Origin of the sequence: Pedobacter sp. Bi27 (assembly GCF_918698255.1) — a bacterium.
GTDB lineage: Bacteria > Bacteroidota > Bacteroidia > Sphingobacteriales > Sphingobacteriaceae > Pedobacter.
In genome coordinates this window covers 638,616-662,094 of record NZ_CAKKMW010000001.1, presented here as the reverse complement: position 1 = coordinate 662,094, position 23,479 = coordinate 638,616, and the positions used below count along the sequence as shown (strand labels likewise).

The window sequence follows — 23,479 nt, the reverse complement described above, 5'->3', positions numbered from 1 at the left end:
TCGTGGTTTTTATTTGATAATTTTTACGGTGGACTGTTCGTTGAGGTAGGCGCTATTAGAAATAACTATGCGATCTATTCCTTCCAGTTTATCTTTTAGGTAAACATTTTTATTGTCAAACTTCAGGATGGTTACAGGCACTTTTCTAACGCTGTTTGCATCCTTAGGGGTAAAGATGTAACCTGTCTCTCCATCTGCCTCTACAAGGGCACTAAATGGGATCACAGTCCTGTTTTCTGAAGCATTGGTTTCGATTGCCGCCTTCCCAAACATGCCAATTGCAGGTTTCAGATTGCCCAACTGAAGCTTCAGCTCTACCTGAAAAGATCCGATAGCGGCATCTGCCGATTGAAGTTTACGCAATACAGTTGCCTGGAATGGCTGTTCGGGATATCCATCAAGATAAACAACCGCCCGTTGCCCTGCACTGATTCCTGCCCACTCCAGGTCGGTTACCCCAACCTTTAACAGGTAGCTATCACTTTTTTGGGTTGAGCCCGTCATCAGCACCGGCATTCCGCCACCAATCACTTCCCCTACACTGGCAACCTTTTTGGTTACAAAACCATCAGAGGCAGCATAGATCCTGGCATAACGCTGATTGAAGGCGGTTGCCTCACTTGTTTTTTTTGCAACATCCAATGCCGTTTTGGTGTTCTGCAATTGTTCCAGCGTAAATACGCTGTCTTTGTAAAGGTTTACCGCCCTGGCATAGTCACGAGCGGCCTTATCTACACCAAGATTCGCTTGGGCCAGACCGGCTGCAATCTCGGTGGTGTTCAAGGTGGCCAGCAATTGCCCCTTTTTAAAAAATTGTCCCTCATCTACCAGGATGCTGCTGATTACCCCACCAATTTTGAAGGAATAATTCGCTTCATTTTCAGTGCCTACCAGTCCAGTAACCTGTATGGAGTTTGTTACCCCAAAAGAGGAAAGGGGCGCAACTTTTACAGAAATGATATCTGGCTGGCCAAGGGGATTTATACTTTTCGGTTTTTCTTTGCAGGCAAACAATAGTGATGTAAGCGCAATAAGTGTGAGTTGTGTCTTCTTCATGATATTTATTGTATGTTGAAACTGGCGTTGGCACGTTCGATAGCGGTAAGGGATATCCAGGTGTCGAATAGGGCAATGTTGGATTGAAGTTGGGCATCTACCCATTGGTTCTGGGCATCAAGTAGTTCTATATAAATGGCCATTCCCTCTTTATAGAGCTTGGTCATGTCATTATAATAGGTCTGACTGGTTTTTAGTTGTGATTGGGCCGCCCGGTACTGAGCTGAAGCACTTTGCAGGTTTGCCCTGCGCACATTCAGTTCGGTAAGTAGTTGCTGGGTTACATGATTGGTCTGCGCCGACACAGCCTGTTCACTGGCAATAGCCTGTTTTATCTTATAACTGTTTCTTCCTGAGGAAAACAGGTTCCATTCCAATGAAACGCCCAATAGATAATATCTGCTTTTCTGGTTAAACTTCCAGTCAAAGGACTGAGAACCCAGATCGAGGGAAGTACCAACTTTAGGTATGAGATAAGATTTGGCAAGGCCGGTAAGGTTTTTATTTATTCCTTTGGCAATCTCAAGCTTCGCCAGTTCCTCGCGGCCATTCACATCATTAAGCAATAAATTATCCTGGGCGGGCAGCAATGGAACATCGTCGACCAGAATGGGATCCGTTAATGGCCTGTTCAAAAGAAAATTGAAATAATAACGGGCAGATTCTTCTGTTTTTTGAGCAGCGGTAAGTGATGCGTTTATTTTTGATACCTCGTTCTGGCTGCGGATCACAGCCGTACGGTTGATTTTGTTGTTCTCAAAGAGTTTCCGGTTTACCCTTTCACCTTCTTCGAGCAGTTTCAGAAAGGATTGATAAATCCTTATTGCATTAGTGGCTTTAAGATAGTTGTAATATGCCGTTTTAATTTCTTTGACCAGTTCACGTTTATACATCTGTATTTCCGCTTTTTGCAAGTCTACCTGTTGTGCTTTGATCCGCTTGTTATATACGAGTTCGGCATTTAGGATGGGAAGACTGGTGCGGAACTTGGCATCGTAGAAGTTATCGGGATTAAGCAGTATGCTCTGGTTCTCGAGCTGGGGAAAAGAGTTACTTCCTGTGAGCTGGTTCAACGTGGAGTAGGCGGCGTTAAAAAGATCACCTGTAGGAAAATCAATTGTTCTGCCTCCGTCGGCTTTTGTGTAAGTTGTAGAAAAAGTTACGCTGGGCAGGAACATGCTTTTTGCCTCTTGAAGGGCATAGATGTTCTTTTGCAAAAGGAAGTTTTGCTCCTTGATGCTCTGATTTGACGCTAGCCCCTGTGCGATATAGTCGTCCAAACGATTTTGGGCATTTAGCCCCAATGGGAGTAAGATGACTGAGAGCTGTAAGACGGTCAGTCTGTAAATAGTAGGCAGATTTCGAATGTAATTAATCATTGTAATAAAATTAAACAGTGTTCAGTAAAATATTAAAAAAAAGGTTAGCCCTTCTCAAGTAGTGAAACAAAACATGCATAACCATTCTCCATAAGTTCCTTGTTGGTCTTGTGTTCGAAACTCATAGTTCTGTCCTTACAGAAAAGAGCGCAGATGCCATGGGTAGCAGATAGGATCATGAATGTAAGATACTCTGGATCCATGTCTTTAAAGCGGCCAGCCTGTTGGCATTCTAAGACCAAGTCATGTAGGTACCTTATTGCTTCTTTTGCAATCTGGAAACCGCTTTCTTCTGAATTTTTTAATGGTTCTTCCACCAGGAACATCAAGTTATAATAATCTTTATTCTCCTGGGCAAACTGGATGAATGCACGTCCAGAGGCTTTCAGGCGTTCAAATGGATCTATAACCGAATCAAGCACCCGAAGTTGTCTAAGAAGTAGGCTAAAGCCCTCTTTATGGAGCTCCTGAAAGATCTCACCTTTATCCTTAAAATGGAAATAAATCACCCCTGCACTATAACTGATTTCACTGGCGATGTTGCGCATACTGGTCTGCTCATAGCCATTCTGAAGAAATACTTTTCTGGCACCATTTAATATGCGCTGTCTCATTTCTTGCTTCTCTCTTTGCTTTCTTTCTGTAATGCCCATGGATAAAATAATTTGTAAAGATATAACCGGATTAAGGAAATAACTTTTTCATTTGCAACTTCTCATTTTAATTGAGGATACAAATATATTGAACGGTGTTCAATAATACAAATTTTTTTTTAAATGATTGTATAGTTTACTTAACCTTGATGATTTTGGTGAAAAGCCTATAATTTAAGATTCAGTATCTCTAACAATGTTTAGAGTCCCTTGTTGCAAGTCCCTCAACCGCGACTTGTTCAAAGGGGGGTAATTAATTATAACTTTAAGAACGCTACCTTATCAACGTTGCTATTAATTTAGAAAGTGGTCTTTAAATTGAGTGGGTGATGTTCCCACTTCTTTTTTAAACAGCCGGGAAAAATAGGTCGTGTTTTCAAAACCAAGTAAATGCGAAATCTCCGATACATTCAATTCGCCTTCGGCCAATAGATTTTTAGCTTTACCAATCAGGAAAAGATGGATTAGCTCTAATGCCGTTTTTCCTGTCTCTTCCTTTAGCAGATCGGTTAAATAGCGCGGAGATATATGCAGCTTTTCTGCCATTAGAGATACACTGGGAAGTCCAATATCTTTCGTTTTCCGCTCTTCAAAATTAGTTGCAAGTAATTCGTTAAACTTTGTTACCGTTGAGCCGGATAATTGTGTACGATTGATAAACTGTCTTTTATAAAAGCGCTGTGCATATTTGAGCATGGCGTCAAGATGACTAACAATGATGGCCTTGCTAAGTTCGTCTGTATTATTGTGATATTCTTTATCAATGCTGAAATACAAATTCCAGATGATTTCCTCCTCTGCAGGAGAGAGATGCAAAGCCTCATTCACCTCATAATCGAAATAGCCGTATTTCTTAATTTCGTGGTAAAGGATATTTCCGGGTAAAAAGTCTTCATGGATAATAATCAGAAAACCTTTCTCTTCCAGTTCGACATTTTTAAAGGCAACTTTCTGGTGGGGCTTTACAAAAGACATCGAGCCACGGTCGTGGTCATATTTTGTTTTCCCATATTGCATGCTGCCCGATTTCAGCTTCTTAAATCCTATGATGTAAAATTCCGAAGAAAATTCGAGTATATTATTTCCGTCACAGGTGCCCCGCTCACCATATGCCACACTAAAAAGCGGATGCTCCGGAGGGTTAACGCCAAGCGCTTCATGCAGCTCGCTTATTTTTTTAAAGTGATCCATTTTTCAGCAGTGATAAAAACAGAATCCAGCAAATCCGGATCCTGTAAAGTTAAACTTCCATTAGCCATGGGCTGCCACAGAAACATCCTGCCATGATTCCCATGTTTTCAGGCGCTCTTCGTAAGTATATTTTATCCAAGGGTAAGCAGTCTTACCCAGTAGCAACCTCAATGGCGGATTTTCTGTATCCACCAATTTTAGAACCGCTCCGATAGTTGCAATAGGATTGCCGGAATCTTGCTCTCCGGCATGCTCATAAAAATCTTTTCTCATCTTATCGTAAGCATTTACTGTTGCACTTAAGGCAAGCGAATTGGTACCAAAAAAATCTGTGGAGAAACCAGCCGGTTCCAGTATGGTTACCTTAATGCCAAAATCACTCACTTCGCCGGCCAATGTTTCTGTAAGGCCTTCGATTGCGAATTTCGATGCACTGTAAAGCCCCATTAATGATACCGTATTTAGTCCCAGCGCACTTGAAAGCTGAATGATGTGCCCCGATTTCTGTTCGCGCATAATAGGAACAACCGCTTGTATGGTCCACAATGAACCCAGTACATTCGTTTCAAATTGTGACCTTACCTCTTGCTCGCTTAGCTCTTCTACAGCTCCAATATGTCCGTAGCCCGCGTTATTGATTAAGACGTCGATGCGTCCAAAGTGTTTTTTTGCAATTTCGATCGATTCAAAACTCAACTCTCTATCGGTTACATCAAGTTCTAAGACCAATAGATTCGAAGGGAATTCCTTTGCGAGTTCAGCCAATGTTTCCGGGTTGCGCACAGCCGCAACAACATTATCGCCACGTTGTAAAAATGCTTCTGTCCAGATCCTGCCGAATCCGCGTGATGCGCCAGTTATAAAAATTGTTTTTGCCATTATATTATTCTTTAATATTTGATGATGACAAAGTTCAGTCAATTGTTAACAGCTATTGTGATACAAAAGTAGGCAATAATGAAACGTTTCTACGTTTGACCTATATTATGCTCTTTTACTTCAGTGCTTCACAAAAAAAAAGGACAATTCTTGCAGAACGGTTGCAAAATCTGTTTTGCCATATATGCTGTACTGGAAAGGAGCAGAGCTGCGGAATCGTGTTGAACACTTTTGAAGGTATTTTGATATGATTTACTTAACTGCTGCGAACAACAGTTAAGTGCATTACTCTTTTGTGATTACTTTCCTGTGGTTGATTCCCCAATCTTTTAGGGAGTATATTATCGGTGTTAAGGTATCTGCATAAGGTTGCAGGGTGTACAGGATTTTGACGGGGTAGCCATCTAAAACGGTACGCTTTAATAGTTTATGCTGTTCCAGGTCCTTGAGTTCTTTAGCCAGGACTTTAGGGGTTATCCCTGGAATGCTTTCCTGTATGTCTGTAAAACGGTCATTACCAACACCCACTGAAATAATGATGGGCAGTTTCCATTTGCCACTGATTACATCAAGCGCGTCCCTTACCGGCTTCACAGTATTCAAACAGTCACAGTGTTCTTTTTTCTTAGCCATAGTCTCATCCTTTGAACAAAAGTACTTTCCTTTGGGAAAGTACTATACAAAGGAAAGTAAAATATGGTAACTTTGCAATAATTATTTGGAATAGGCTGATTGATAAGGACTAATGAAACAATTGAATTTTTTATCTACTAATCAATATGATATGAAAAGACTTCAAGGAAAGGTTGCCATAATCTAATAGCACATTTATAAAGACAAATATTAATGATACTGAATATGAAAATAGGAATAATAGGTACAGGTGCTATTGGAGGTACAATCGCAAAAAAAATGGTTGCAGCAGGACATCAGGTTTTCGTAACCAATTCGGCTGAATTTGCTGAACTGGAAAAGCGGGCAAATGAATTAGGTGCATTACCTTCGCCCTTGGAGGATCTTGTTAAAGGTAAAGATGTGGTCATACTATCAGTGCCGACCATAGCTATTCCTGGCCTGTCAAAAACTTTATTTGACGAAATGCCACCAGATACCATTCTAGTGGATACGTCCAACTACTATCCATTCCGCGATGCTGATGTCGAGGAAATCAAAAAAGGTAAAGCGGAGAGCGTGTGGGTTGCTGAACAAATAGGGCGCCCTGTCATTAAAGCATTCAATAATCTGCTTGCAGAAAGCCTTGCGTCTGGGGGGACACCTAAAGGTGCACCCGGGCGTATAGCAATGGCTATATCAGGAGATGATCCAAAAGCAAAAGAAATTATATCCGGACTTATCAATCAAGCAGGCTTTGATGTGGTTGATGCTGGTAATTTGGAAAGTTCATGGAGGCATCAGCCAGGAACTCCGGCCTATTGTACAGAATTAAATGCAGTGGATCTGAAACAGGCACTCAATGATGGCGTGAGGGAAGTTGCTGCTCAAATTAGGGATTCTGTGATTAAACTATTCGCTGAACGTACTACTCAGCCCTCGCATGAGGAGATAGTGAAATTTAACCGCTCCCTATTTCCTAAAAATCCAAAATCGGAGTAATTAGGGGATACAACCATTAGCTAAAAATTAATTTGTCGCCGTAAACCTAAATTATATTGTTAGCATAGCCTATGGAGTCAATACCCCTCAGGGGTTTGAAGGGTATTTTTTTGGTTGATTTTAAATGGTTGCATATTGCAAATACACGACGATTTTTTGCTCATACTGTGCAAAGTCTTTAAAATTTTCAAGCTTAATAATTGACAATTTCTTAGTGAATAAGCACCTTTTACTTTTTTGGCAGTTTCATCTGCCCTTTGCGCATTTCTTGTGTGCAAAACCACCTGATGACCCATTGCTATTAATTGCGTCGCTGCCAATTTTCCAAGCCCATCTGCAGAACCTGTAACAAGTATTTTAGCCATTCATTACTTTAAATTTTTTTTAAAGAAACTATCCAATTTGTCAAAAGGGATTACATCTACTTTATCATACAAATCTACGTGAACTGCATTTGGAATAATAATCAATTCTTTCGGTTCATTCGCAATTTTGAAAATATCTTCACTGAAATATCTTGAATGTGCATTTTCTCCTGCAATCATTAGCATTGGTCTTGGCGAAATTTCTTTCACATAACTTAAAATTGGCATATTCATAAATGAAATTGGATTGGTAATCAGCCAGGCCCCGTTTGAATTAACTGAATTGACTTGGAAACCACGTGGCGTTCTATAATAGTCGAAATACTCTTTTACAAATTGTGGTTCATCGCCTTTCAATGTTTCCGGTAAATTTCTCGGACCATCTGCAGGTTTTCCGGCTTCGGCATCCTTCCAGCGTTGCTCGCTTAAATTTTCCAACGTTTTGGTTCTTTGCTCAGGCGTCACAACATCATTGTATCCCCTCGACATTACTCTGGTCATATCGTACAAACTTGTGGTGGCAACAGCTTTCACACGTTTGTCAATCGCAGTTGCATTCAACGCAAAACCTCCAAATCCACAAATCCCAATGATGCCGATTTTGTTTCTGTCTACATTTTTCTGTAATCCCAGAAAGTCAACTGCGGCACTGAAATCTTCGGTGTTGATTTCCGGTGAAGCTACATTTCTTGGTTCGCCACCACTTTCACCGGTGTAAGAAGGATCAAATGCCAAAGCAGCAAAGCCTCTTTCTGCCATTTGATTGGCATACAGTCCTGATGATTGTTGTTTTACTGCTCCAAAAGGTCCGCCGATTGCCAATGCCGATAATTTTTCGGTTCCTGTATTTTTTGGAAGGTATAAATCTCCGCTTAATGTAATGCCATATCGGTTTTTGAAGCTAACTTTTTGACGAGTTACTTTATCGCTGAGCTGGAATGTATAATGTTCTTTTGATGTATTCATTTTTTCTGAATTTGATTTTACTTTTTGTGCAAATAATTGTCCTGTTACCAGAAACAGTACAGCGATTGCTAATACTTTTCTCATTTTATTTTGATTTATTTTTTTTAATTGAATATTGTTCATCTGTTACGGCTTCGTTCCAGTTTACAATGCCTTTTTCTGTGTTTGGAACGATGTACAGCTGTTGCAAGCCCACATCAGCACTCGCTCCGTGCCAATGCCTTACATTTGGTGGGCATTTTACGACACTTCCTTTTTTGATGATTTCAACAGGCTGCCCTTCGATTTGATGATAGCCCACTCCGTCGGTAATAATGAGGATTTGGCCTGCAGGGTGACTGTGCCAATGGCTTCTGGCACCGGGTTCGAAATATACATTGCCAACTAATGTATTGTAAATGCTATCTGAAGCAACCAGGCTGGTAGGATAAGCACTCCCAGTAAAGGTCGCGCTCGAGCCTTTTTCTCCCTTAGGGAAAATTTCTGTTAGTGCGCTTTTATCATTTTTCATATTTTCTTTATTTTGATTGTTGCACGATAGTGCTGTCAGTGAGACAGATATCCATAACAAAGTGGATTTATAGCTACTTTTCATTTTATTCTAATTGTTTTCAAATTTTACGATCACATTTCCGGCACCCAATGCCTGGGCAAGCCCGGTAGGATTGTCAACATATCCAAGTTTTGTATAACTGTATGAGGTGTTGAAATTTTTATAAAAAAGCACCAAAACATTGTTTCCGTAAAGCATTAGGTCACCAACCTTTATATTACCTCCAACTATAGCATTTGTAGGCAGCAGGCTGGGAAAATCGTAGTATTTTTCATTGCCATTTAGCTCAGTCATATTTATAGTAAGTGGCAGCCGGGCTTTAAATGCCGTTGCACTTGGGTTGTTATATAATACTGCTGTAAAAACTGATGAGCCGATTGTAATTTTCATTTTGGTTGTATTTGTATCTGATGACGTATCCCGGGTTTCCGCTTGTTCAGGATTTTCATCCTTGGAACAGGCGTTAAGTTGCATAGCAATCATCAGAACCAGAATTATAGCTTTCATTTTCATCTTTAATCATCTTAAGGTTGAATAGTTTTAATGAACTTTGCCGGAATTCCACCCACAACTGTATTGTCAGGAACATCTTTTGAAACTACCGCTCCTGCTGCAATTACAGCATTTTCGCCAATGGTTACACCTGGTAAAATAGTAGCACTGGCGCCAATCCACGCATTTTTTTTGATGTGAATGGGCTTGCCTATCAGTCCGTTTCGCTCCTGAGGATTTAATGGATGATTTTCGGTAATGAGGCTGACTTTCGGGCCAATTAGAACATCATCTTCAATGGTTATTCCGCCCAATGCCAGGAAGGTGCAGTCGAAATTGATGAATACGTTTTTACCAATGTTGATGTGTTTGCCGTAATTGATGTATATCGGCGTGAAGACGGTTACATCCTGAATTTCTTTGTTTAAAATTCTGCTCAGTATTTCTGAGATTTCCTCAGGATTTGAGGAATTATTCATCTGAATAAGCAATTCTTTCACAGCGAATGCTTCTTCCCTCAATCTGCCTATTTGAGGATCGGTGGGAAGTATGGTTTCACTAGCCAAAAGCCGCTCAAAAATATCTTTTTGAGATGGCAAAAAACTAGGAATATGGTTTGCATCTGACATCGTATTTGGATTTGATTACCAAGTACAAAGTTAGCCCCGCCCTTAGGCAAGATAGTAACGATTATCAAACCAATGATTAAGAAAATCAAACTTCTGCTAAACGAAATGCAGTAGGATTGGTTCCAGTAACTTTTTTGAAGAAATTGTTGAAGTAGGTGGGATAGTCGAATCCTAACGCGTAGGCGATTTCTGAAATGCTCCAGTCGGTGTGTTGCAAAAGTGCTTTTGCTTCTGTGAGAATTCGCTCGGTAATATGGGTAGTTGTTGATCTTCCGGTTACTTCTTTTACTGCACGATTAAGGTAATTGATATGTACATTCAGATGCTGTGCATACTGTTGTGCAGTTCTCAGCTGAAGCGAATTTGCAGTAGTTTCAATCGGAAATTGTCTTTCCAGCAACTCCAGAAAAACGGAAGTTAATCTTGAGGAGGCATTTTTGTTTTTCTCGGAACCTTCCGAAGGTTCCATCTTTAGCGATTCGTGGATAATCAGGCTGATGTAATTGCGAATCAACTCATCTTTAAATACATAATCACTTTCTTGTTCAGTAATCATTTTCTGAAAAATGGTATTGAGGAATGTTCGTTGCGCTTCGGTTATTTTCAAAACCGGTGTTCCGCCGATTTTAAAAAAAGAAGATTGTTGCAGGCTTTCAGACCGTTCGGAATTTTTAAAGAATTCTTCCGAAAAAAGAATGGTATAGCCTACATAAGTTGTAGAAATCGTTTCCCAGGAGTAAGGGATATGCGGATTTCCAAAAAAGAGAATCGTTCCTTCCTGCTCGTAAGTTTTATCTGAATAGTGAATCCTGCTTTTTCCAGTCGTTAAGCAAATTTTATAGAACTCCTTTCGGCTATAGGTACGGGTATCAGTAGTGTCTTCTTCTATTTGAAATGCTTTAAAACCTTGCAGTTTCAGCTCATTGTTAAACTTTGAAATTGCTCTTGTTACCTTCTCTTTCATTTAACAAAATTAAGAAATTCAAATATATCTGTCGGAGTTTGCCGTTTATTTTTTATAAAGCCATATAAATGTATTAGCGATAATTTACGCTTATTAGTAAAGAGGCCATCGGGTTATGGCAGTTACAGCACTTTAATTTGGATTGTTGAACAATTAGCTGAAAAAGCAAGTGCTTATATACAACAACAGCTAGTTTTATGAATAGAATAATTTTTGCGCGTATAAATTGTTATGCCATCGTTGCCGGAAGTTGAAAAATTATCAAAGTCGTAAAATTTGTTAAATGTTTGTAGGGGATGTTAAGATAATATAATTTTGTCTACTAGTACTATAGATTTAATATATTATGATATCCAAAACAGTTACTTATCCCCTTATTCTGATCTCTGATACATCCTACAATAACTTTGGTTGCTGTTGTTGAACCTCTAGTTTTAGTCTTTTCCGAGTTTTTATTTTTTTTAATGACCATGTGGAAGGGAAATAATCAAACCTAAGTAGATCCGCTAAAGTTATGACCTCTGTATAATCTTAACATAATATGGCATTAAATAAAGAAGTGGCTAACTGGAATTGGAAGCGAAAATGTTCAATGGATAATCTAAAATCAATTATAAAACACAATACCCAAAGGTATAGAAAGGAGTTTGCAAAATAAGATAGTTACTGAATATAAATAAGGGGAAATGCAGAAATGCATTCTCCCCAGATTTCGACCATTGCCGGAGATCAATTGGCGTTGCATCCGGTCAGTTTATTCAATGATCATGTCAAAATTATGAATTCTGCACGGGAATTTTTCATATTCCCAAAGCTTGTTGCAGTTTCATGATTGGCATAAAACAATATAAATTATGAAAATAAGCGGAAAGTCCTGGAAGGACTCGCATAGTACATCTTTGTCAAAAATACTTTTATTACTCTGCCTGACAGGAATTCTTCTGATTTCCTCCGTTCTGCAGGCCAGGGCAAAAAGACGCGGCGAAGGAGAAAATATTAACCCCCTCTCTCATTCAAAGGTAGCCCTTGTGGCAAATTTGACAGCATATAATATTCCTAGTGGTTCTTTTAAGATTTCAAATAGTGAAGGTCTACGCTTGCGGACTGTTACAATTAAAGGAAAAGTAACCGATGAAAAGAACCTTCCTCTACCTGGCGTTAGTGTTAGGATTAAAGGAACTGCTCAGGTGGTATCAACCAATCCAGACGGCGAATTTCAATTGGTTACCGAGCTAAATCAGCCTACTTTGGTTTTTAGCTATGTAGGTTATAAAACACAGGAAGTGGTTTACAAAGGCCAGCCGCTCTCTATAAAACTTGATCCTGATCAAAGTAAGCTCGAAGAAGTACTTGTGGTAGGGTACGGTACGCAAAGAAAAAGTGATGTATTAGGCTCAGTAGCCACTTTTAATGCAAAAGCAGTAGAAGAAAAGCCGATATCAAGAGTTGAGCAGGCGCTTATCGGCCAGATGGCCGGCGTTCAGGTAAGGCAGCAAAGTAGCACGCCAGGAGCTGGTTTAAGTATCCAGGTACGTGGGGCTGGCTCAATAACGGCAGGTAATGAACCTCTTTACGTATTGGATGGCTTTCCTTTGGATGTAGCCAGTCAGAATGCCTCCGGAGGTATTTCAAACAGTCCACTAGATAACCTTAATCCAAACGATATCGAGAGTGTTCAGGTATTAAAAGATGCCGCTGCGGGCGCCATTTACGGTTCGCGTGCGGCAAATGGGGTAGTAATTATCACAACCAAAAAAGGTGTTGCGGGCAAACCAAGAATTAGCGTGAATGCGAATGCAGGTGTTAGTTCGGTAGCCAGAAAAATCGATATGCTGAGTGCTGATGAGTGGGTTGCCCAGGCAGCAGAACTGGCCAACACTGCATGGGTAGCCTCAGGTACAGGTAGAACGGCTGCCCAAACCAATGCTGAAAGAGCCGCTATTTTAGGCCTTGCTCCAGGTACCATTAACACCTCTTTTATGACCGATCCGAGATGGGCACAACCTGGCCACCCCGGACTTGATTATGTAGATTGGCAGGATGCTATCTTTACCAATGCACCTTATCAGAATTATGAGGTTTCAGCAAGCGGAGGGGCAGAAAATGTAACCTACTTTATTTCAGGTAACATACTTAACCAAAACGGAACTTTGATTAATTCCAATTTTAAAAACTATGGTTTAAGGGCCAATGTGGAGGCCAATGCGAGTAAGAAGCTTAAATTCGGAATCAACCTTGCGCCATCTTATTCTGTTAATAATGCACCTCCGGGGGAGGGTAAGGATAACCAGCTCATGAACGCTTTACAGATGGTGCCGGTAGTTGAAAGTTCAGCAGGCTTAAATTCTGGCGCTTACGGAAACAGTACCTATACCTGGGCGAGCCCAAGGTTAATTAGTCCGTATGCCTATTTGGAAACCGCAATAAACAAGGTAAAAACTTCAAGATTATTGGCTTCTATATATGCAGATTATCAAATAATTAAAGGCCTTTCAGTAAGGTCGAGTGTAAATTATGATAACGTTGATCGAAATACTTCAAAATATACATCCGATCAGGTAACCGTTGGTGCAGCATCGGCCTTGTTAACTAATCCAGGTCTTTACTCAACCGGCTCTTATGCGGTAACCAAGAAACAAAACTTTCTTAACGAAAATACCCTTAATTACACTACAACAATTGCTGGTGTCCACAAGATTTCTGCCATTGCGGGAGTGTCATACAACATAGTACATACCGAAGGGGTAAGCCTTGCAACGGCCGGAGGTTTTGCCAACGATATCATCAAAACCTTAAGTAACGCCATTGCCAACGCTGCAGGGGTAACCACTACAGGAACTTCAACTGCAGCTAATAACACCTTATTCTCTTATTACAGCAGATTACAGTATGCTTTTAAGGATAGATACCTTTTGTCTGGTACCATCAGAAGAGATGCCTCTTCTAAATTTGGATCTGAAAACCGCTGGGGAACCTTTCCTTCGGTATCTGCCGGATGGAAAGTTTCAGAAGAGTCTTTTCTTAGAGATGTTAAGGCCATTAGTGAGTTAAAACTAAGATTAAGCTGGGGTAAATCGGGCAACAATAATATTGGCGACTATAACGCCATAAGCACCCTGGTAAATTCGAATTACGTATTTGGTGGCAATTCACCAACAACTGCTACAGGGCAGGTGGTTTCTGGCCTTGCCAACAAAGCGCTGAAATGGGAAACATCCAACACCTATGATCTTGGTTTAGACCTCAGTCTTTTGGCCAACAGAATCAATTTCACCTTCGATGCCTATCATAAAAAGAATAGCGATCTTTTGTTAAACCTGCCGGTACTATCTGCAAGTGGTTTCAGTACAAGTTTACAAAATATAGGTGCCGTGGTGAACAAAGGACTGGAGTTCGGACTGAATACGGTAAACGTTAAAACAGCCAATTTCACCTGGACAATGAGTGCCAATATTGCCTTTAACAAAAATATCATAACCGATCTTGGCCCAACACATGCCGATATCGAAATTGCTTCTGCTTATAGCGGTAGCAATGCACCATATCTGCTGAGGGAAGGACTCCCTGCTTTTAGCTATTACATCACTAAAACCGATGGAATTTTAACGGCTGCTGATATTGCCAATCCGGCTGTGGCAAAAGTATCCGGACAGAAAGTTGGCGATGCGAAATACGTCGATACCAATGGCGATGGAAAAATCAGTGCAGCCGACAGGGTAGTTGGCGGACAGCCTTCTCCCAAATATACCTGGGGTTGGACGAACAATTTTAAATATGGGAATTTTGATCTTGGTATACAGCTGTATGGCCAGCGTGGAGGTTCGATACTTTCTTATCTGGGCCGTGCAATCGACTTTTCTGGAAGTACAACTGCAAATGTTCTTGGGGTATGGAGAGACCGCTGGACTGCAGCAGATCCCAATCCGGATGCACCAAGGGGTAAACTGGGCGCAACTTATACTTACCCAAATGTTACCTCTGATTGGTTTTACTCCAGCGATTTCTTTCGGGTGCAGAACATTACTTTGGGCTATAACCTGAAGGGATTGATCAAAGCCCCTGGTATTTCTTCGGCACGAATATTCGTAGCACTCGAAAACTATTTCTCTCATGATAAATATAAAGGGGGAGCGAATCCAGAAGCGCAGAATACGAACGTAAGTGGAGATGCCAGCTATGCAATATCAGGCGATTACGGTTCGGCACCATTAAGTAAAACAGCTTCAATTGGAATAAACATTGGCTTTTAACAGAATTAGATGAAAACGAAAATATACTTAACCCTGTTCTCCGCAATACTGCTGTTTGGCAGTTGCGAAAAACAATTAAATCAAACACCAGAGTCGAGTTTGGCTACAGCGAATTTTTTTACCAATAATAACGACTTTCTTCAGGCTGTAAATGGGGTGTATTCCCAGTTGAGCAATTATCCCAGTCAGGCATTATGGCTTGGTGAAATGCGTAGCGACAACTTAAATGCGACTTCGGATGGTAACCGTGATTGGGACGGGATCAATAATTTTACGCCGAGTATTACCACAACAGGATTTATCACTACTGCCTGGAAAGCCAATTTCAATGGTATTTACAATGCGAATACTGTTCTGGCAGCATTAGAAACCAATGGAAGTGTGCTTACTGCCGCAAATGCGACAAGGTATGCTGCAGAAGTCCGTTTCTTAAGGGCATTTTATTATTTTTCCCTGGTGCGGACTTTTGGCCAGGTGCCATTAATATCTACGGTAAAGAGCGCTGCGGAAGTCGCAAGCATTCCACGTAGTCCGGTAGCTGATGTTTATGCACTGATCGAATCCGATCTGCAGTATGCAGCAGCCAATCTGCCTACAGCTTTTACCAGAATTGATCTTGGAAGACCAACTTCCTATGCTGCAAAAGGGTTGCTGGGATTGGTTTATCTCACCAAATCGGGCCCAACATATGGTATAAACGGACCTGGCCTTAACAGCAATGAATATGATAAGGCTGCCGCTTTGTTCGATGCGGTGCTTACCGGGAGTCCCTATAGTTTTGCCTCCAATTATGCATCGATATTTTCTTACAACAACGAAAATAATAGTGAAGTGGTGTTTGATGTACAGTTTGCTTCGAGTTTAAACGGAGCAGGTTTTCCTTCCCATTTGGTGCCTGTAGCTTATTGGACCAGTAATGGGATTTCCAATAGTTTTGGAAATGGTTATGGAGCCAGTACTTTTCCGGTTTCTAAAAGTTTAGTGAGTTCTTACACCACCAATACGGTAAGCGGCACCGATGTGCGATATCCTTTCAATGTAGCGACTACCTATACGGCTGGTCCTTTTATCAAAAAATACATCGATGTGGCCAAAAAAGGCCTGTCGGGTAAAGATTGGCCGATTAATTTTATCGTACTGCGTTATACCGATATATTGCTCATGAAAGCCGAATGTATCCTTCATGGTGCAGCAGGCGCTCAAAGTGATGTAGACGTGGCTGTGAACAGGGTGAGGACCAGGGCTGGCATAGGTACATTATCGAATGTAAATATTCAGACCTTAATGCAGGAGCGGCAAAGGGAGTTTTTAGGCGAAGGGCTCCGCTGGAACGACCTTGTGCGCGAAGGCCTGGCCGTCTCGCAGATGAATGCCTGGAGAGTAGCCGATGCGATCACGAAAATTAATGAAATTGTGCCGAACTATGTCATTTATCCGGTGCCTGCGGCAGAAATTCAAACTGCACCCGGTCTTTATACTCAAAATCCGGGCTATAACTAGTATATTATGCGAAGAATAAGATTTCAATTCAATAAAATGATCAAAAGAAGTTTAATCATCATCGGTTTTTCGCTCCTTTATAGCGGTGTTATATTTGCCCAGCGAAAAGCTGGGCAAAAGCCCAATATTGTTTTTATTTTGGCCGATGACCTGGGTTATGGAGATGTTGGTGTTTACGGGCAAAAACAGATCCTCACGCCCAACATCGATAAGCTGGCCAATGAAGGAACACGCTTTACCGATTTTTATGCCGGTGCACCAGTATGTTCGCCATCACGGGGATCCATCCTTACAGGCCTCAACACGGGGCATGCTACAATTAGGGGCAATGCAACCGAACAAGGAGGGCTTGCAGGGAAAAAAGGGAAAAATGTAGTGTACCGGGCCAATCTTACCAAGGACGATTATACTATAGGAAACCTGATGCAGGATGCTGGTTATCATACTTCGCTGGTTGGAAAATGGCATGTGGATGGATATGATTCGCTCGCTACACCTTTACAAAGGGGCTTCGATAAATTTTCGGGATGGCTGATCAATATTCCCTCAACTTACGCAAGCACCTATTGGCCTGATCACCGTTATATTAATGGAAAACTCGTAACAGTTGAACCTAATACGAATGCAAAAAAGGGCTATTATGAAACCAATATCTGTACAGACGAAGCACTGGCTTATCTGGAAACCCAAAAAGATAACAAAAAGCCTTTCTTTTTAATGTTGAACTTTAATAATCCGCATTCACCGCTGGATGTTCCTGATCAAGCCGTCTACAAGAATAAAAACTGGCCTGAAGATATGAAGACGTATGCGGCCATGGTGTACTATTTAGACCAGTCGGTAGGTAAAATAAAAGATTACCTGATCAAAAGTGGCCTGTCTGAGAATACGATTGTGTTTTTTGCATCAGATAACGGCCCAAGGTCGGAGCCGACCAGTCAGCTTAAAGCGGTATCTGAATTCTTTGATTCGAACGGTAAACTTAAAGGATACAAAAGGGATATGTATGATGGAGGGATCAGAATTCCATTTATCGCATGGGCGCCCTTTATTAAAAATGCGCCGAAAACAAGTGAGGTACCAGGGTATTTCCCTGATATTATGCCAACTTTTGGAGAGATTGCCGGTAAAACTACTGGATTCCGTACAGACGGCACTAGTATATACCCGGTTATTAAGGGCGGCAAGGTTAAAACCGACCGCTTTCTATATTGGGAATTTTTCGAATTGGGCTTTGAGCAGGGGGTGCGTTATGGTCGGTGGAAAGGGGTGAAAAGACACCATAAACTCGAACTTTACGACCTTAAAACGGATATTGGCGAAACCAATGATGTGGCTGCTGCCCATCCTGATATTGTAAAGAAAATTGAGGAGTATCTTTTAACCGCCAGAACAGATTCGCCGTATTGGACGGTAAAATGAAGGCAGTATTTTCAGTTTATGTTCGATCTGGAACTAACGGTTTATCTGAGCGTAGTTGATTGCTTTTAATATATCGAAAAACGGGTCTTCGACTACGTTCTCCACAGGAGTCCTTTGGACAGACTGACATACTAATAATTTATAATAAAATTTAAACAGGCGCTAAGTCTGAAGGTAAAATGGAACCCATTTTTCTACTTTAGCTATTGCGTTGGAGATTGGTTTCTCTTAAACTCACTCGGCCTCATGCCATATTTCGACTTGAATACCGTCGAAAAGTAATTTGGTGAGGAGAATCCGACCATGTAGGTGATTTCTGCGATTGTATACCTTTCATTGATCAATAGAAATTTTGCCTTTTTTAGCCTTCTGTTTATGATGTAGTCGGTTACACTGCAATCGAGTAAGGCCTTTACTTTTCTGTATAGCTGCACCCTCGAAACCCCCAGGGCTTTACTGATCTCTTCTACACTGAAGTTTTCATTGCTTAGGTTCTGCTCTACGAGACCTGAAAAATCATTTACAAATTTTTTATCCAGGCTTTTTGAAATAGGTTGCCTGTTTCCAGAGCTGATGTCGCTTGTGTAATGAGACTTTAGCAGGAGTCTGTTTTTCATCAGGTTCCGCACAGTAGCCAGTAAATACTCATAATTGAAAGGTTTAACGATATAGGCATCTGCCATACTCTCGAAACCATTGATCTGCTGTTCTACACTGCCCTGTGCGGTGAGCAGGATGATGGGGATATGGGATGTACGGATGTCGGATTTGAGTTTCTCTGTAATTTTCTTCCCTGAAAGATCTGGCAGTACCACATCGCAGATGATCAGATCTGGTACCTGTTCGTAGGCAGATGTGATCCCGCTTTCTCCGGTATTTGCAATAAATACCTCGTATTCCTCATCAAGTTTCTCAGCCAGATAATGCAGCAGGTCTGCATTGTCTTCTATTATCAATACCGACCGTTCTTTTAGTTCACGCAACAAATCATGGTTCTTTTCTCTCTTCAGATGCTCTAGTTCGCTCGTATAGATTTTTGCATTTTCATAAAGCTCTTCTCTTTCCGCTTGTTGGGTGTGCTTCTCTTCTTCCCGAAGGTGTGCTGACCCAAGGGGTAGGGTAACGGTAAAGATAGTACCCTGCCATTTCCGGCTTTCTACCGTTAGGTCGCCATGTAAAAGATTCATCAGTTCTTTCGAAAGAGAAAGGCCCAATCCAGATCCTTTTCTAGCATTCGAGTCTGCTTGATAAAAATGTTCAAATATATGGAGGATTTCTTCCCGATCCATTCCAGGTCCATTGTCCTCCACTTTAATAGAGATATGAGCATCGTCTTTACTCACTGTAATGTGAACTGTTCCATTGGCTGGCGTAAATTTTAGTGCGTTAGATATCAGGTTGAAGATTACCTTGTCGAACATGTTCACGTCAAACCATACTGTTATATCCGATTCTTTAGTGAAGAGTCTGAGGTCTATGTTCTGTTTTTTTGCAGCGAGCTGAAAGGTCTCAATGATGTCTGCAATGAAATCTATAATATTGTTCGATGTCGATCTTATGCGCATCTTACCATACTCAATTTTCCTGTACTCAATGAGCTGGTTGATCAGGCGCAGCAGGCGAAAAACATTTTTATTGATCAGTTTTAGGTTTTTTCCTGCAAGGGCGTTGATTTTTTCGTTATTAAGCAGATCTTCCAGGGGAGAGAGTATCAGGGTAAGAGGGGTGCGGAATTCATGAGATATATTGGTGAAGAAGTTCAGTTTGGCCTCCGTCGCCTCTTTAGCCTTTTCAGACATCTCAATAAGCTTATTACGCTGGTTAAGGATTTCCAGGTTATTCGCCTCCAGGTTTTTGTTGATTTTCCTGTTTTCCAGTAGGGAGAAAAAAGCCAGTCCCCCGAAAACCACAGAGAGCACCAGGGTTACTACGGTGATGTTTAATGTAAGCTGTTGGTTGTCAAACAAAGAACGTTGTTCAGCCAGGAGTGATTGCTGCCGTTCGATATCTCTCTGCTGGCTGCTAAATTTGCTCCACTGCAGTTTCATGAGCTGAACATTTGATGAATCTATGACCACAGACTGAAGGATATTTTCTTTGAGGATGGATTCTTTTCCAAGGATACGGAATGCTGTGGAAATCGCCTCTTTGCCTCCCGTTGGATAGAGCATGCTGGCATCTATCACTTTGCCATCAATCATCTGGAGGCCACCCCCTTGCCCGGGTAGTGCATCTATTCCAATAATGGTCACCTTCTTTTTTATTCCGAGTTTATCCAGCGCTTCTCTGGCTGCTGAAGCCATCTGGTCATTGTGTGCAAAAATTAGGTCTGTGCTACGCAATGCCTCCTTCATTTTCAGCAGTTCATCAATAGCGTGCGATTTTAACCAATCGCCATAGATCTGATTCGAGATTCTAATATTAGCGGATTTTTGGAGCCCTTCGGCGAATCCTCTCTGGCGCTCTATTGTGGGAGAGGAGCCGGGAAGTCCCATGATTTCCATAATATTTCCTTTCCCTTTAAGCAGACCGGATACATACTGCCCGGCCATCTTGCCAATCTGATAATTGTCTGCACCCACATAAGCGGTATAAGCCGAAGATGATGTTTTCCTATCGATAATGACCACAGGAATGCCACTATTATAAGCTTGTTCAACGATTGGAGTGAGCGGCCTGGCCTCGTTAGGAGATATAATCAACAGGTCAATATTCATTTTTAATAGTTCCCCTACCTGTGAGATTTGTTTGCTATTGCTGTTGTTTGCATCCCTATATACCAATGTGGCACCCGGATGCAACGAAAGTTCCATTTTCATCTCTTCCAGCATGGTTTTCCGCCACAAATCCGAGCCAACGCATTGTGAAAATCCGATAACATATTTTGCTTCCTTTTTCTTGTCGCTACAGCCACAAAGAATAGCCGTTAGGATGACCAGTATAAGTATCCTATGAAGGAAGTGAAGTCTTGCGGTCATATTTATCATTTTAATAAGGGCAGTGCCTGGCACCTCTTGTATCTGGTTAGGATCCTGTTTGTAAGAAAATAATTCTAAAGATAATCAAATTTGAAACTTTAAGGAATTGGCGCTCCGCCGCGAGTGGGAGGATGAAAGGTACAGATGCATCAAAACCTTAATGTTGATGTTTCAAAAGTGTAACCACATCAGATCGGATAAAAATAATAAATTTTAATTATCTGTTAATCAGTTATTTAGGTAATGTGTCAAGATTGTATTTTTTTGGAACAGATTTGTTATCCTCCCTTCCTGTTTTTGACCAACTTGCAATCCTCAACCAATAAATAAACCCTTATGAAAAAACATTCCGTCCTGGCTTGGTCCATGGTCGTAGCCCTAGGCGGCTTTCTGTTTGGATTCGATACAGCCGTTATATCAGGTGCTGAAAAATCCATTCAACAGTTTTGGAACCTCTCAGCATTTTCGCATGGACTTACCATATCTATTGCACTTATCGGTACGGTAATCGGCTCTCTGGTAGGATCCCGCCCCTCTGATTATTTCGGAAGAAAAAATACACTTTATTTCGTCGCTGCGGCATACTTACTTTCCTCACTTGGTACCGCACTGGCAGATAATTGGTATATCTTTTTAGCATTCCGCTTTTTAGGTGGTTTAGGTGTGGGGATATCTTCCGTTACTGCACCCATTTATATTTCAGAGGTGTCTCCGGCACATAGAAGGGGCCGGCTTGTTGGGCTTTTCCAGTTCAATGTGGTACTGGGAATATTGATCTCCTATCTTTCAAACTATTTGCTAAGCCAGGGAGGAGAGGCATCCTGGAGATGGATGCTTGGTGTTCAGGCATTTCCATCTATAATATTCCTTGTGCTAATCTACTTTATTCCTGAAAGTCCAAGATGGCTTATACTTAAGCGTGGTGCATACGATAAAGCATTGGAAATCCTGCGCATTATAAATCCGTTAAACTGTGATGAAGAGCTTGCCGCTATACAGAAATCCGGAAAGGATATGCAGCGGGATAAATCTTCAGATGGACTTTTTTCAGGAAAGTACAACAAGCCTATTATCCTGGCCGTGCTGTTTGCTTTCTTCAATCAGGTATCTGGCATAAATGCCATTATCTATTATGCACCAAGAATTTTTGAAATGGCAGGGCTTGGTGCGCATTCTTCACTTTTATCAACTGTTGGTATCGGAATGGTCAATTTTATATTTACGCTTCTTGCGATCAATATTATAGATAAAGTTGGTAGAAAAACACTGATGCTGATCGGCTCTTTCGGATTGATTATTTCTCTTGGGCTTGTAGCAGTTGCATTTCTTAGCGGTTCGTCCGGCGGGTTTGAGATCCCGATTTATGTAATGCTCTTTATTGCTTTTTTTGCTTTTTCGCAAGGGGCGGTTATCTGGGTATTCATTTCAGAGATTTTCCCAAATCAGGTCAGGGCAAAGGGGCAAACACTCGGAAGTTCTACCCATTGGGTAATGGCAGCACTGATTGCATTCTGCTTTCCCTATCTGGCAGAGTCATTTGGAGGTGCAAACATATTTTTCTTTTTCTGTGCCATGATGGTATTGCAGCTGGTGTTCGTTTGGAAGATGATGCCTGAGACAAAGGGGAAATCTCTGGAGCAGATAGAGACCGGAATTGTAATGCACTAAATAAAAAGAAAGACAAGAATATGATCACACCTGCTATATGCTTTGGCGAAATATTATGGGATGTGCTGCCTGATGGGCGCATGCCAGGTGGTGCACCGCTAAATGTTGCCTATCACCTCAATAAGCTTGGCCTGTCCAGTAGTATCATCAGTAGAATCGGAGATGATGAAAACGGAGTGAAACTGGAACGTTTGCTTGATGGTTGGCAAATTAATAAAAGCCTCCTTCAACGCGATACGATCCATCCTACCAGTGAAGTAATTGCCCGCGTGGGCAGCAAAAATGAGGTTTCTTATGAAATCGTGTTTCCCGTGGCATGGGATTTTATAGATCATCAGTCCATTATCGATAGCGCACTGATATCATCCACATATTTTGTATACGGAAGCCTGGCCTCCAGAAATACGCTTTCCAGAGAAACGCTGTTCAAATTCCTGGAAAGCGATGCGATAAAGGTGTTTGACATCAATCTTCGCCCTCCTTTTTTTGATAAGAGCCTATTGGCAAATCTGATGGAACGGGCAGATATCATAAAATTTAACGAGTCGGAGCTACACATGGCCCAGATTCTTTTCGGGGGAAGGTTCATAAATGAGAGAGAGCAGGTCCGTTTTATACAGGAACGCTTCAGTGTTCCAGAGGTAATCGTAACCAAAGGCGAATTTGGAGCTTCCTATTATAAAATGGATCAATCCTTCCATGCCTGGGGATCTGAGGTGAAGGTTAACGATACCATCGGGAGTGGAGATTCATTTCTGGCAGCCTTCATTGCCAATCATCAATTGGGGCTGGCACCAAAAACCATTATAAAAAATGCGATCGGAATGGGTGCTTTTATCGCTACCAAAAAGGGGGGCTGTCCGGAATATGAGATTGAAGAATACAAAAAGTTTATTGACGAAATATTTTAACTGAACATT

The 23,479-nt window shown here is 41.3% G+C and carries 19 protein-coding genes; 6 read left to right on the top strand and 13 right to left on the bottom strand.

Annotated elements, in window-relative coordinates:
* Positions 1-9: 9 nt before the first annotated feature.
* The 6 genes from LQ227_RS02425 to LQ227_RS02400 all read right to left on the bottom strand — a co-directional run bounded on the left by LQ227_RS02425 (position 10) and on the right by LQ227_RS02400 (position 5,791).
* The gene (locus LQ227_RS02425) at positions 10-1,056 is read right to left on the bottom strand and encodes an efflux RND transporter periplasmic adaptor subunit (RefSeq protein ID WP_230148109.1); all 1,047 of its coding nucleotides are present in this window, start codon (positions 1,054-1,056) and stop codon (positions 10-12) included.
* A gap of 5 nt (positions 1,057-1,061) precedes the next feature.
* The gene (locus LQ227_RS02420; RefSeq protein ID WP_230148107.1) at positions 1,062-2,435 is read right to left on the bottom strand and encodes a TolC family protein; all 1,374 of its coding nucleotides are present in this window, start codon (positions 2,433-2,435) and stop codon (positions 1,062-1,064) included.
* Between the two features lie 44 nt (positions 2,436-2,479).
* Complete coding sequence (locus LQ227_RS02415; protein ID WP_230148105.1) at positions 2,480-3,088, bottom strand: TetR/AcrR family transcriptional regulator; 609 nt, start codon at positions 3,086-3,088, stop codon at positions 2,480-2,482.
* 294 nt (positions 3,089-3,382) lie between these two features.
* Complete coding sequence (locus LQ227_RS02410; RefSeq protein ID WP_230148103.1) at positions 3,383-4,279, bottom strand: AraC family transcriptional regulator; 897 nt, start codon at positions 4,277-4,279, stop codon at positions 3,383-3,385.
* A gap of 60 nt (positions 4,280-4,339) precedes the next feature.
* Positions 4,340-5,158, bottom strand: a complete 819-nt coding sequence (locus LQ227_RS02405; RefSeq protein WP_230148101.1) for an SDR family NAD(P)-dependent oxidoreductase — start codon at positions 5,156-5,158, stop codon at positions 4,340-4,342.
* Positions 5,159-5,443: 285 nt separating this feature from the next.
* Positions 5,444-5,791, bottom strand: a complete 348-nt coding sequence (locus LQ227_RS02400) for a helix-turn-helix domain-containing protein (protein WP_230148099.1) — start codon at positions 5,789-5,791, stop codon at positions 5,444-5,446.
* 225 nt (positions 5,792-6,016) lie between these two features.
* Here LQ227_RS02400 and LQ227_RS02395 point away from each other — a divergent pair, with 225 nt between their 5' ends.
* On the top strand, positions 6,017-6,772 hold the full coding sequence (locus tag LQ227_RS02395; RefSeq protein WP_230148097.1) for an NADPH-dependent F420 reductase: 756 nt from the start codon (positions 6,017-6,019) through the stop codon (positions 6,770-6,772).
* A gap of 77 nt (positions 6,773-6,849) precedes the next feature.
* Here the strand turns inward: LQ227_RS02395 and LQ227_RS02390 are convergent, their stop codons facing one another.
* The 6 genes from LQ227_RS02390 to LQ227_RS02365 all read right to left on the bottom strand — a co-directional run bounded on the left by LQ227_RS02390 (position 6,850) and on the right by LQ227_RS02365 (position 10,741).
* On the bottom strand, positions 6,850-7,137 hold the full coding sequence (locus LQ227_RS02390) for an SDR family NAD(P)-dependent oxidoreductase (RefSeq protein WP_230148095.1): 288 nt from the start codon (positions 7,135-7,137) through the stop codon (positions 6,850-6,852).
* A gap of 3 nt (positions 7,138-7,140) precedes the next feature.
* Entirely contained in the window at positions 7,141-8,187 is a 1,047-nt protein-coding gene (locus tag LQ227_RS02385; protein WP_230148093.1) for an alpha/beta hydrolase, read from the bottom strand.
* Between the two features lies 1 nt (position 8,188).
* Entirely contained in the window at positions 8,189-8,614 is a 426-nt protein-coding gene (locus tag LQ227_RS02380; RefSeq protein ID WP_230143778.1) for a cupin domain-containing protein, read from the bottom strand.
* Positions 8,615-8,704: 90 nt separating this feature from the next.
* Entirely contained in the window at positions 8,705-9,163 is a 459-nt protein-coding gene (locus tag LQ227_RS02375) for a cyclophilin-like fold protein (RefSeq protein WP_230146591.1), read from the bottom strand.
* Positions 9,164-9,180: 17 nt separating this feature from the next.
* Positions 9,181-9,777, bottom strand: coding sequence for a sugar O-acetyltransferase (locus LQ227_RS02370; RefSeq protein ID WP_230143782.1), 597 nt, complete (start codon positions 9,775-9,777; stop codon positions 9,181-9,183).
* Between the two features lie 85 nt (positions 9,778-9,862).
* The gene (locus tag LQ227_RS02365) at positions 9,863-10,741 is read right to left on the bottom strand and encodes an AraC family transcriptional regulator (RefSeq protein WP_230143783.1); all 879 of its coding nucleotides are present in this window, start codon (positions 10,739-10,741) and stop codon (positions 9,863-9,865) included.
* A 1,097-nt stretch (positions 10,742-11,838) separates the two neighbouring features.
* Here LQ227_RS02365 and LQ227_RS02360 point away from each other — a divergent pair.
* The 3 genes from LQ227_RS02360 to LQ227_RS02350 are packed head-to-tail and all read left to right on the top strand — an operon-like array spanning position 11,839 to position 17,913.
* On the top strand, positions 11,839-14,991 hold the full coding sequence (locus LQ227_RS02360) for a TonB-dependent receptor (protein WP_230148091.1): 3,153 nt from the start codon (positions 11,839-11,841) through the stop codon (positions 14,989-14,991).
* Between the two features lie 9 nt (positions 14,992-15,000).
* Complete coding sequence (locus LQ227_RS02355) at positions 15,001-16,491, top strand: RagB/SusD family nutrient uptake outer membrane protein (RefSeq protein ID WP_230148089.1); 1,491 nt, start codon at positions 15,001-15,003, stop codon at positions 16,489-16,491.
* 6 nt (positions 16,492-16,497) lie between these two features.
* Positions 16,498-17,913, top strand: a complete 1,416-nt coding sequence (locus tag LQ227_RS02350) for an arylsulfatase (protein ID WP_230146590.1) — start codon at positions 16,498-16,500, stop codon at positions 17,911-17,913.
* Positions 17,914-18,116: 203 nt separating this feature from the next.
* On the opposite strand, the gene LQ227_RS02345 is transcribed toward LQ227_RS02350, so the two are convergent.
* A complete protein-coding gene (locus LQ227_RS02345; RefSeq protein ID WP_230148086.1) occupies positions 18,117-20,891 on the bottom strand; it encodes a substrate-binding domain-containing protein in 2,775 nt (924 codons plus the stop codon).
* Positions 20,892-21,227: 336 nt separating this feature from the next.
* Between LQ227_RS02345 and LQ227_RS02340 the strand changes: the two genes are divergently transcribed.
* Both LQ227_RS02340 and LQ227_RS02335 read left to right on the top strand, forming a co-directional pair.
* Positions 21,228-22,559, top strand: a complete 1,332-nt coding sequence (locus LQ227_RS02340; RefSeq protein WP_230143793.1) for a sugar porter family MFS transporter — start codon at positions 21,228-21,230, stop codon at positions 22,557-22,559.
* A 20-nt stretch (positions 22,560-22,579) separates the two neighbouring features.
* Positions 22,580-23,470, top strand: coding sequence for a carbohydrate kinase (locus tag LQ227_RS02335; RefSeq protein ID WP_230143794.1), 891 nt, complete (start codon positions 22,580-22,582; stop codon positions 23,468-23,470).
* Positions 23,471-23,479 lie beyond the last annotated feature (9 nt).

Excerpts from the sequence above, each read along its gene's own strand:
- LQ227_RS02420 (WP_230148107.1), bottom strand. The coding sequence starts at position 2,435 with ATGATTAATTACATTCGAAATCTGCCTACTATTTACAGACTGACCGTC.
- LQ227_RS02410 (WP_230148103.1), bottom strand. The coding sequence starts at position 4,279 with ATGGATCACTTTAAAAAAATAAGCGAGCTGCATGAAGCGCTTGGCGTT.
- LQ227_RS02370 (WP_230143782.1), bottom strand. The coding sequence starts at position 9,777 with ATGTCAGATGCAAACCATATTCCTAGTTTTTTGCCATCTCAAAAAGAT.
- LQ227_RS02425 (WP_230148109.1), bottom strand. The coding sequence starts at position 1,056 with ATGAAGAAGACACAACTCACACTTATTGCGCTTACATCACTATTGTTT.
- LQ227_RS02365 (WP_230143783.1), bottom strand. The coding sequence starts at position 10,741 with ATGAAAGAGAAGGTAACAAGAGCAATTTCAAAGTTTAACAATGAGCTG.
- LQ227_RS02350 (WP_230146590.1), top strand. The coding sequence starts at position 16,498 with ATGCGAAGAATAAGATTTCAATTCAATAAAATGATCAAAAGAAGTTTA.
- LQ227_RS02390 (WP_230148095.1), bottom strand. The coding sequence starts at position 7,137 with ATGGCTAAAATACTTGTTACAGGTTCTGCAGATGGGCTTGGAAAATTG.
- LQ227_RS02340 (WP_230143793.1), top strand. The coding sequence starts at position 21,228 with ATGAAAAAACATTCCGTCCTGGCTTGGTCCATGGTCGTAGCCCTAGGC.
- LQ227_RS02395 (WP_230148097.1), top strand. The coding sequence starts at position 6,017 with ATGAAAATAGGAATAATAGGTACAGGTGCTATTGGAGGTACAATCGCA.
- LQ227_RS02375 (WP_230146591.1), bottom strand. The coding sequence starts at position 9,163 with ATGAAAGCTATAATTCTGGTTCTGATGATTGCTATGCAACTTAACGCC.
- LQ227_RS02335 (WP_230143794.1), top strand. The coding sequence starts at position 22,580 with ATGATCACACCTGCTATATGCTTTGGCGAAATATTATGGGATGTGCTG.
- LQ227_RS02355 (WP_230148089.1), top strand. The coding sequence starts at position 15,001 with ATGAAAACGAAAATATACTTAACCCTGTTCTCCGCAATACTGCTGTTT.
- LQ227_RS02380 (WP_230143778.1), bottom strand. The coding sequence starts at position 8,614 with ATGAAAAATGATAAAAGCGCACTAACAGAAATTTTCCCTAAGGGAGAA.
- LQ227_RS02345 (WP_230148086.1), bottom strand. The coding sequence starts at position 20,891 with ATGACCGCAAGACTTCACTTCCTTCATAGGATACTTATACTGGTCATC.
- LQ227_RS02400 (WP_230148099.1), bottom strand. The coding sequence starts at position 5,791 with ATGGCTAAGAAAAAAGAACACTGTGACTGTTTGAATACTGTGAAGCCG.
- LQ227_RS02405 (WP_230148101.1), bottom strand. The coding sequence starts at position 5,158 with ATGGCAAAAACAATTTTTATAACTGGCGCATCACGCGGATTCGGCAGG.
- LQ227_RS02415 (WP_230148105.1), bottom strand. The coding sequence starts at position 3,088 with ATGGGCATTACAGAAAGAAAGCAAAGAGAGAAGCAAGAAATGAGACAG.
- LQ227_RS02385 (WP_230148093.1), bottom strand. The coding sequence starts at position 8,187 with ATGAGAAAAGTATTAGCAATCGCTGTACTGTTTCTGGTAACAGGACAA.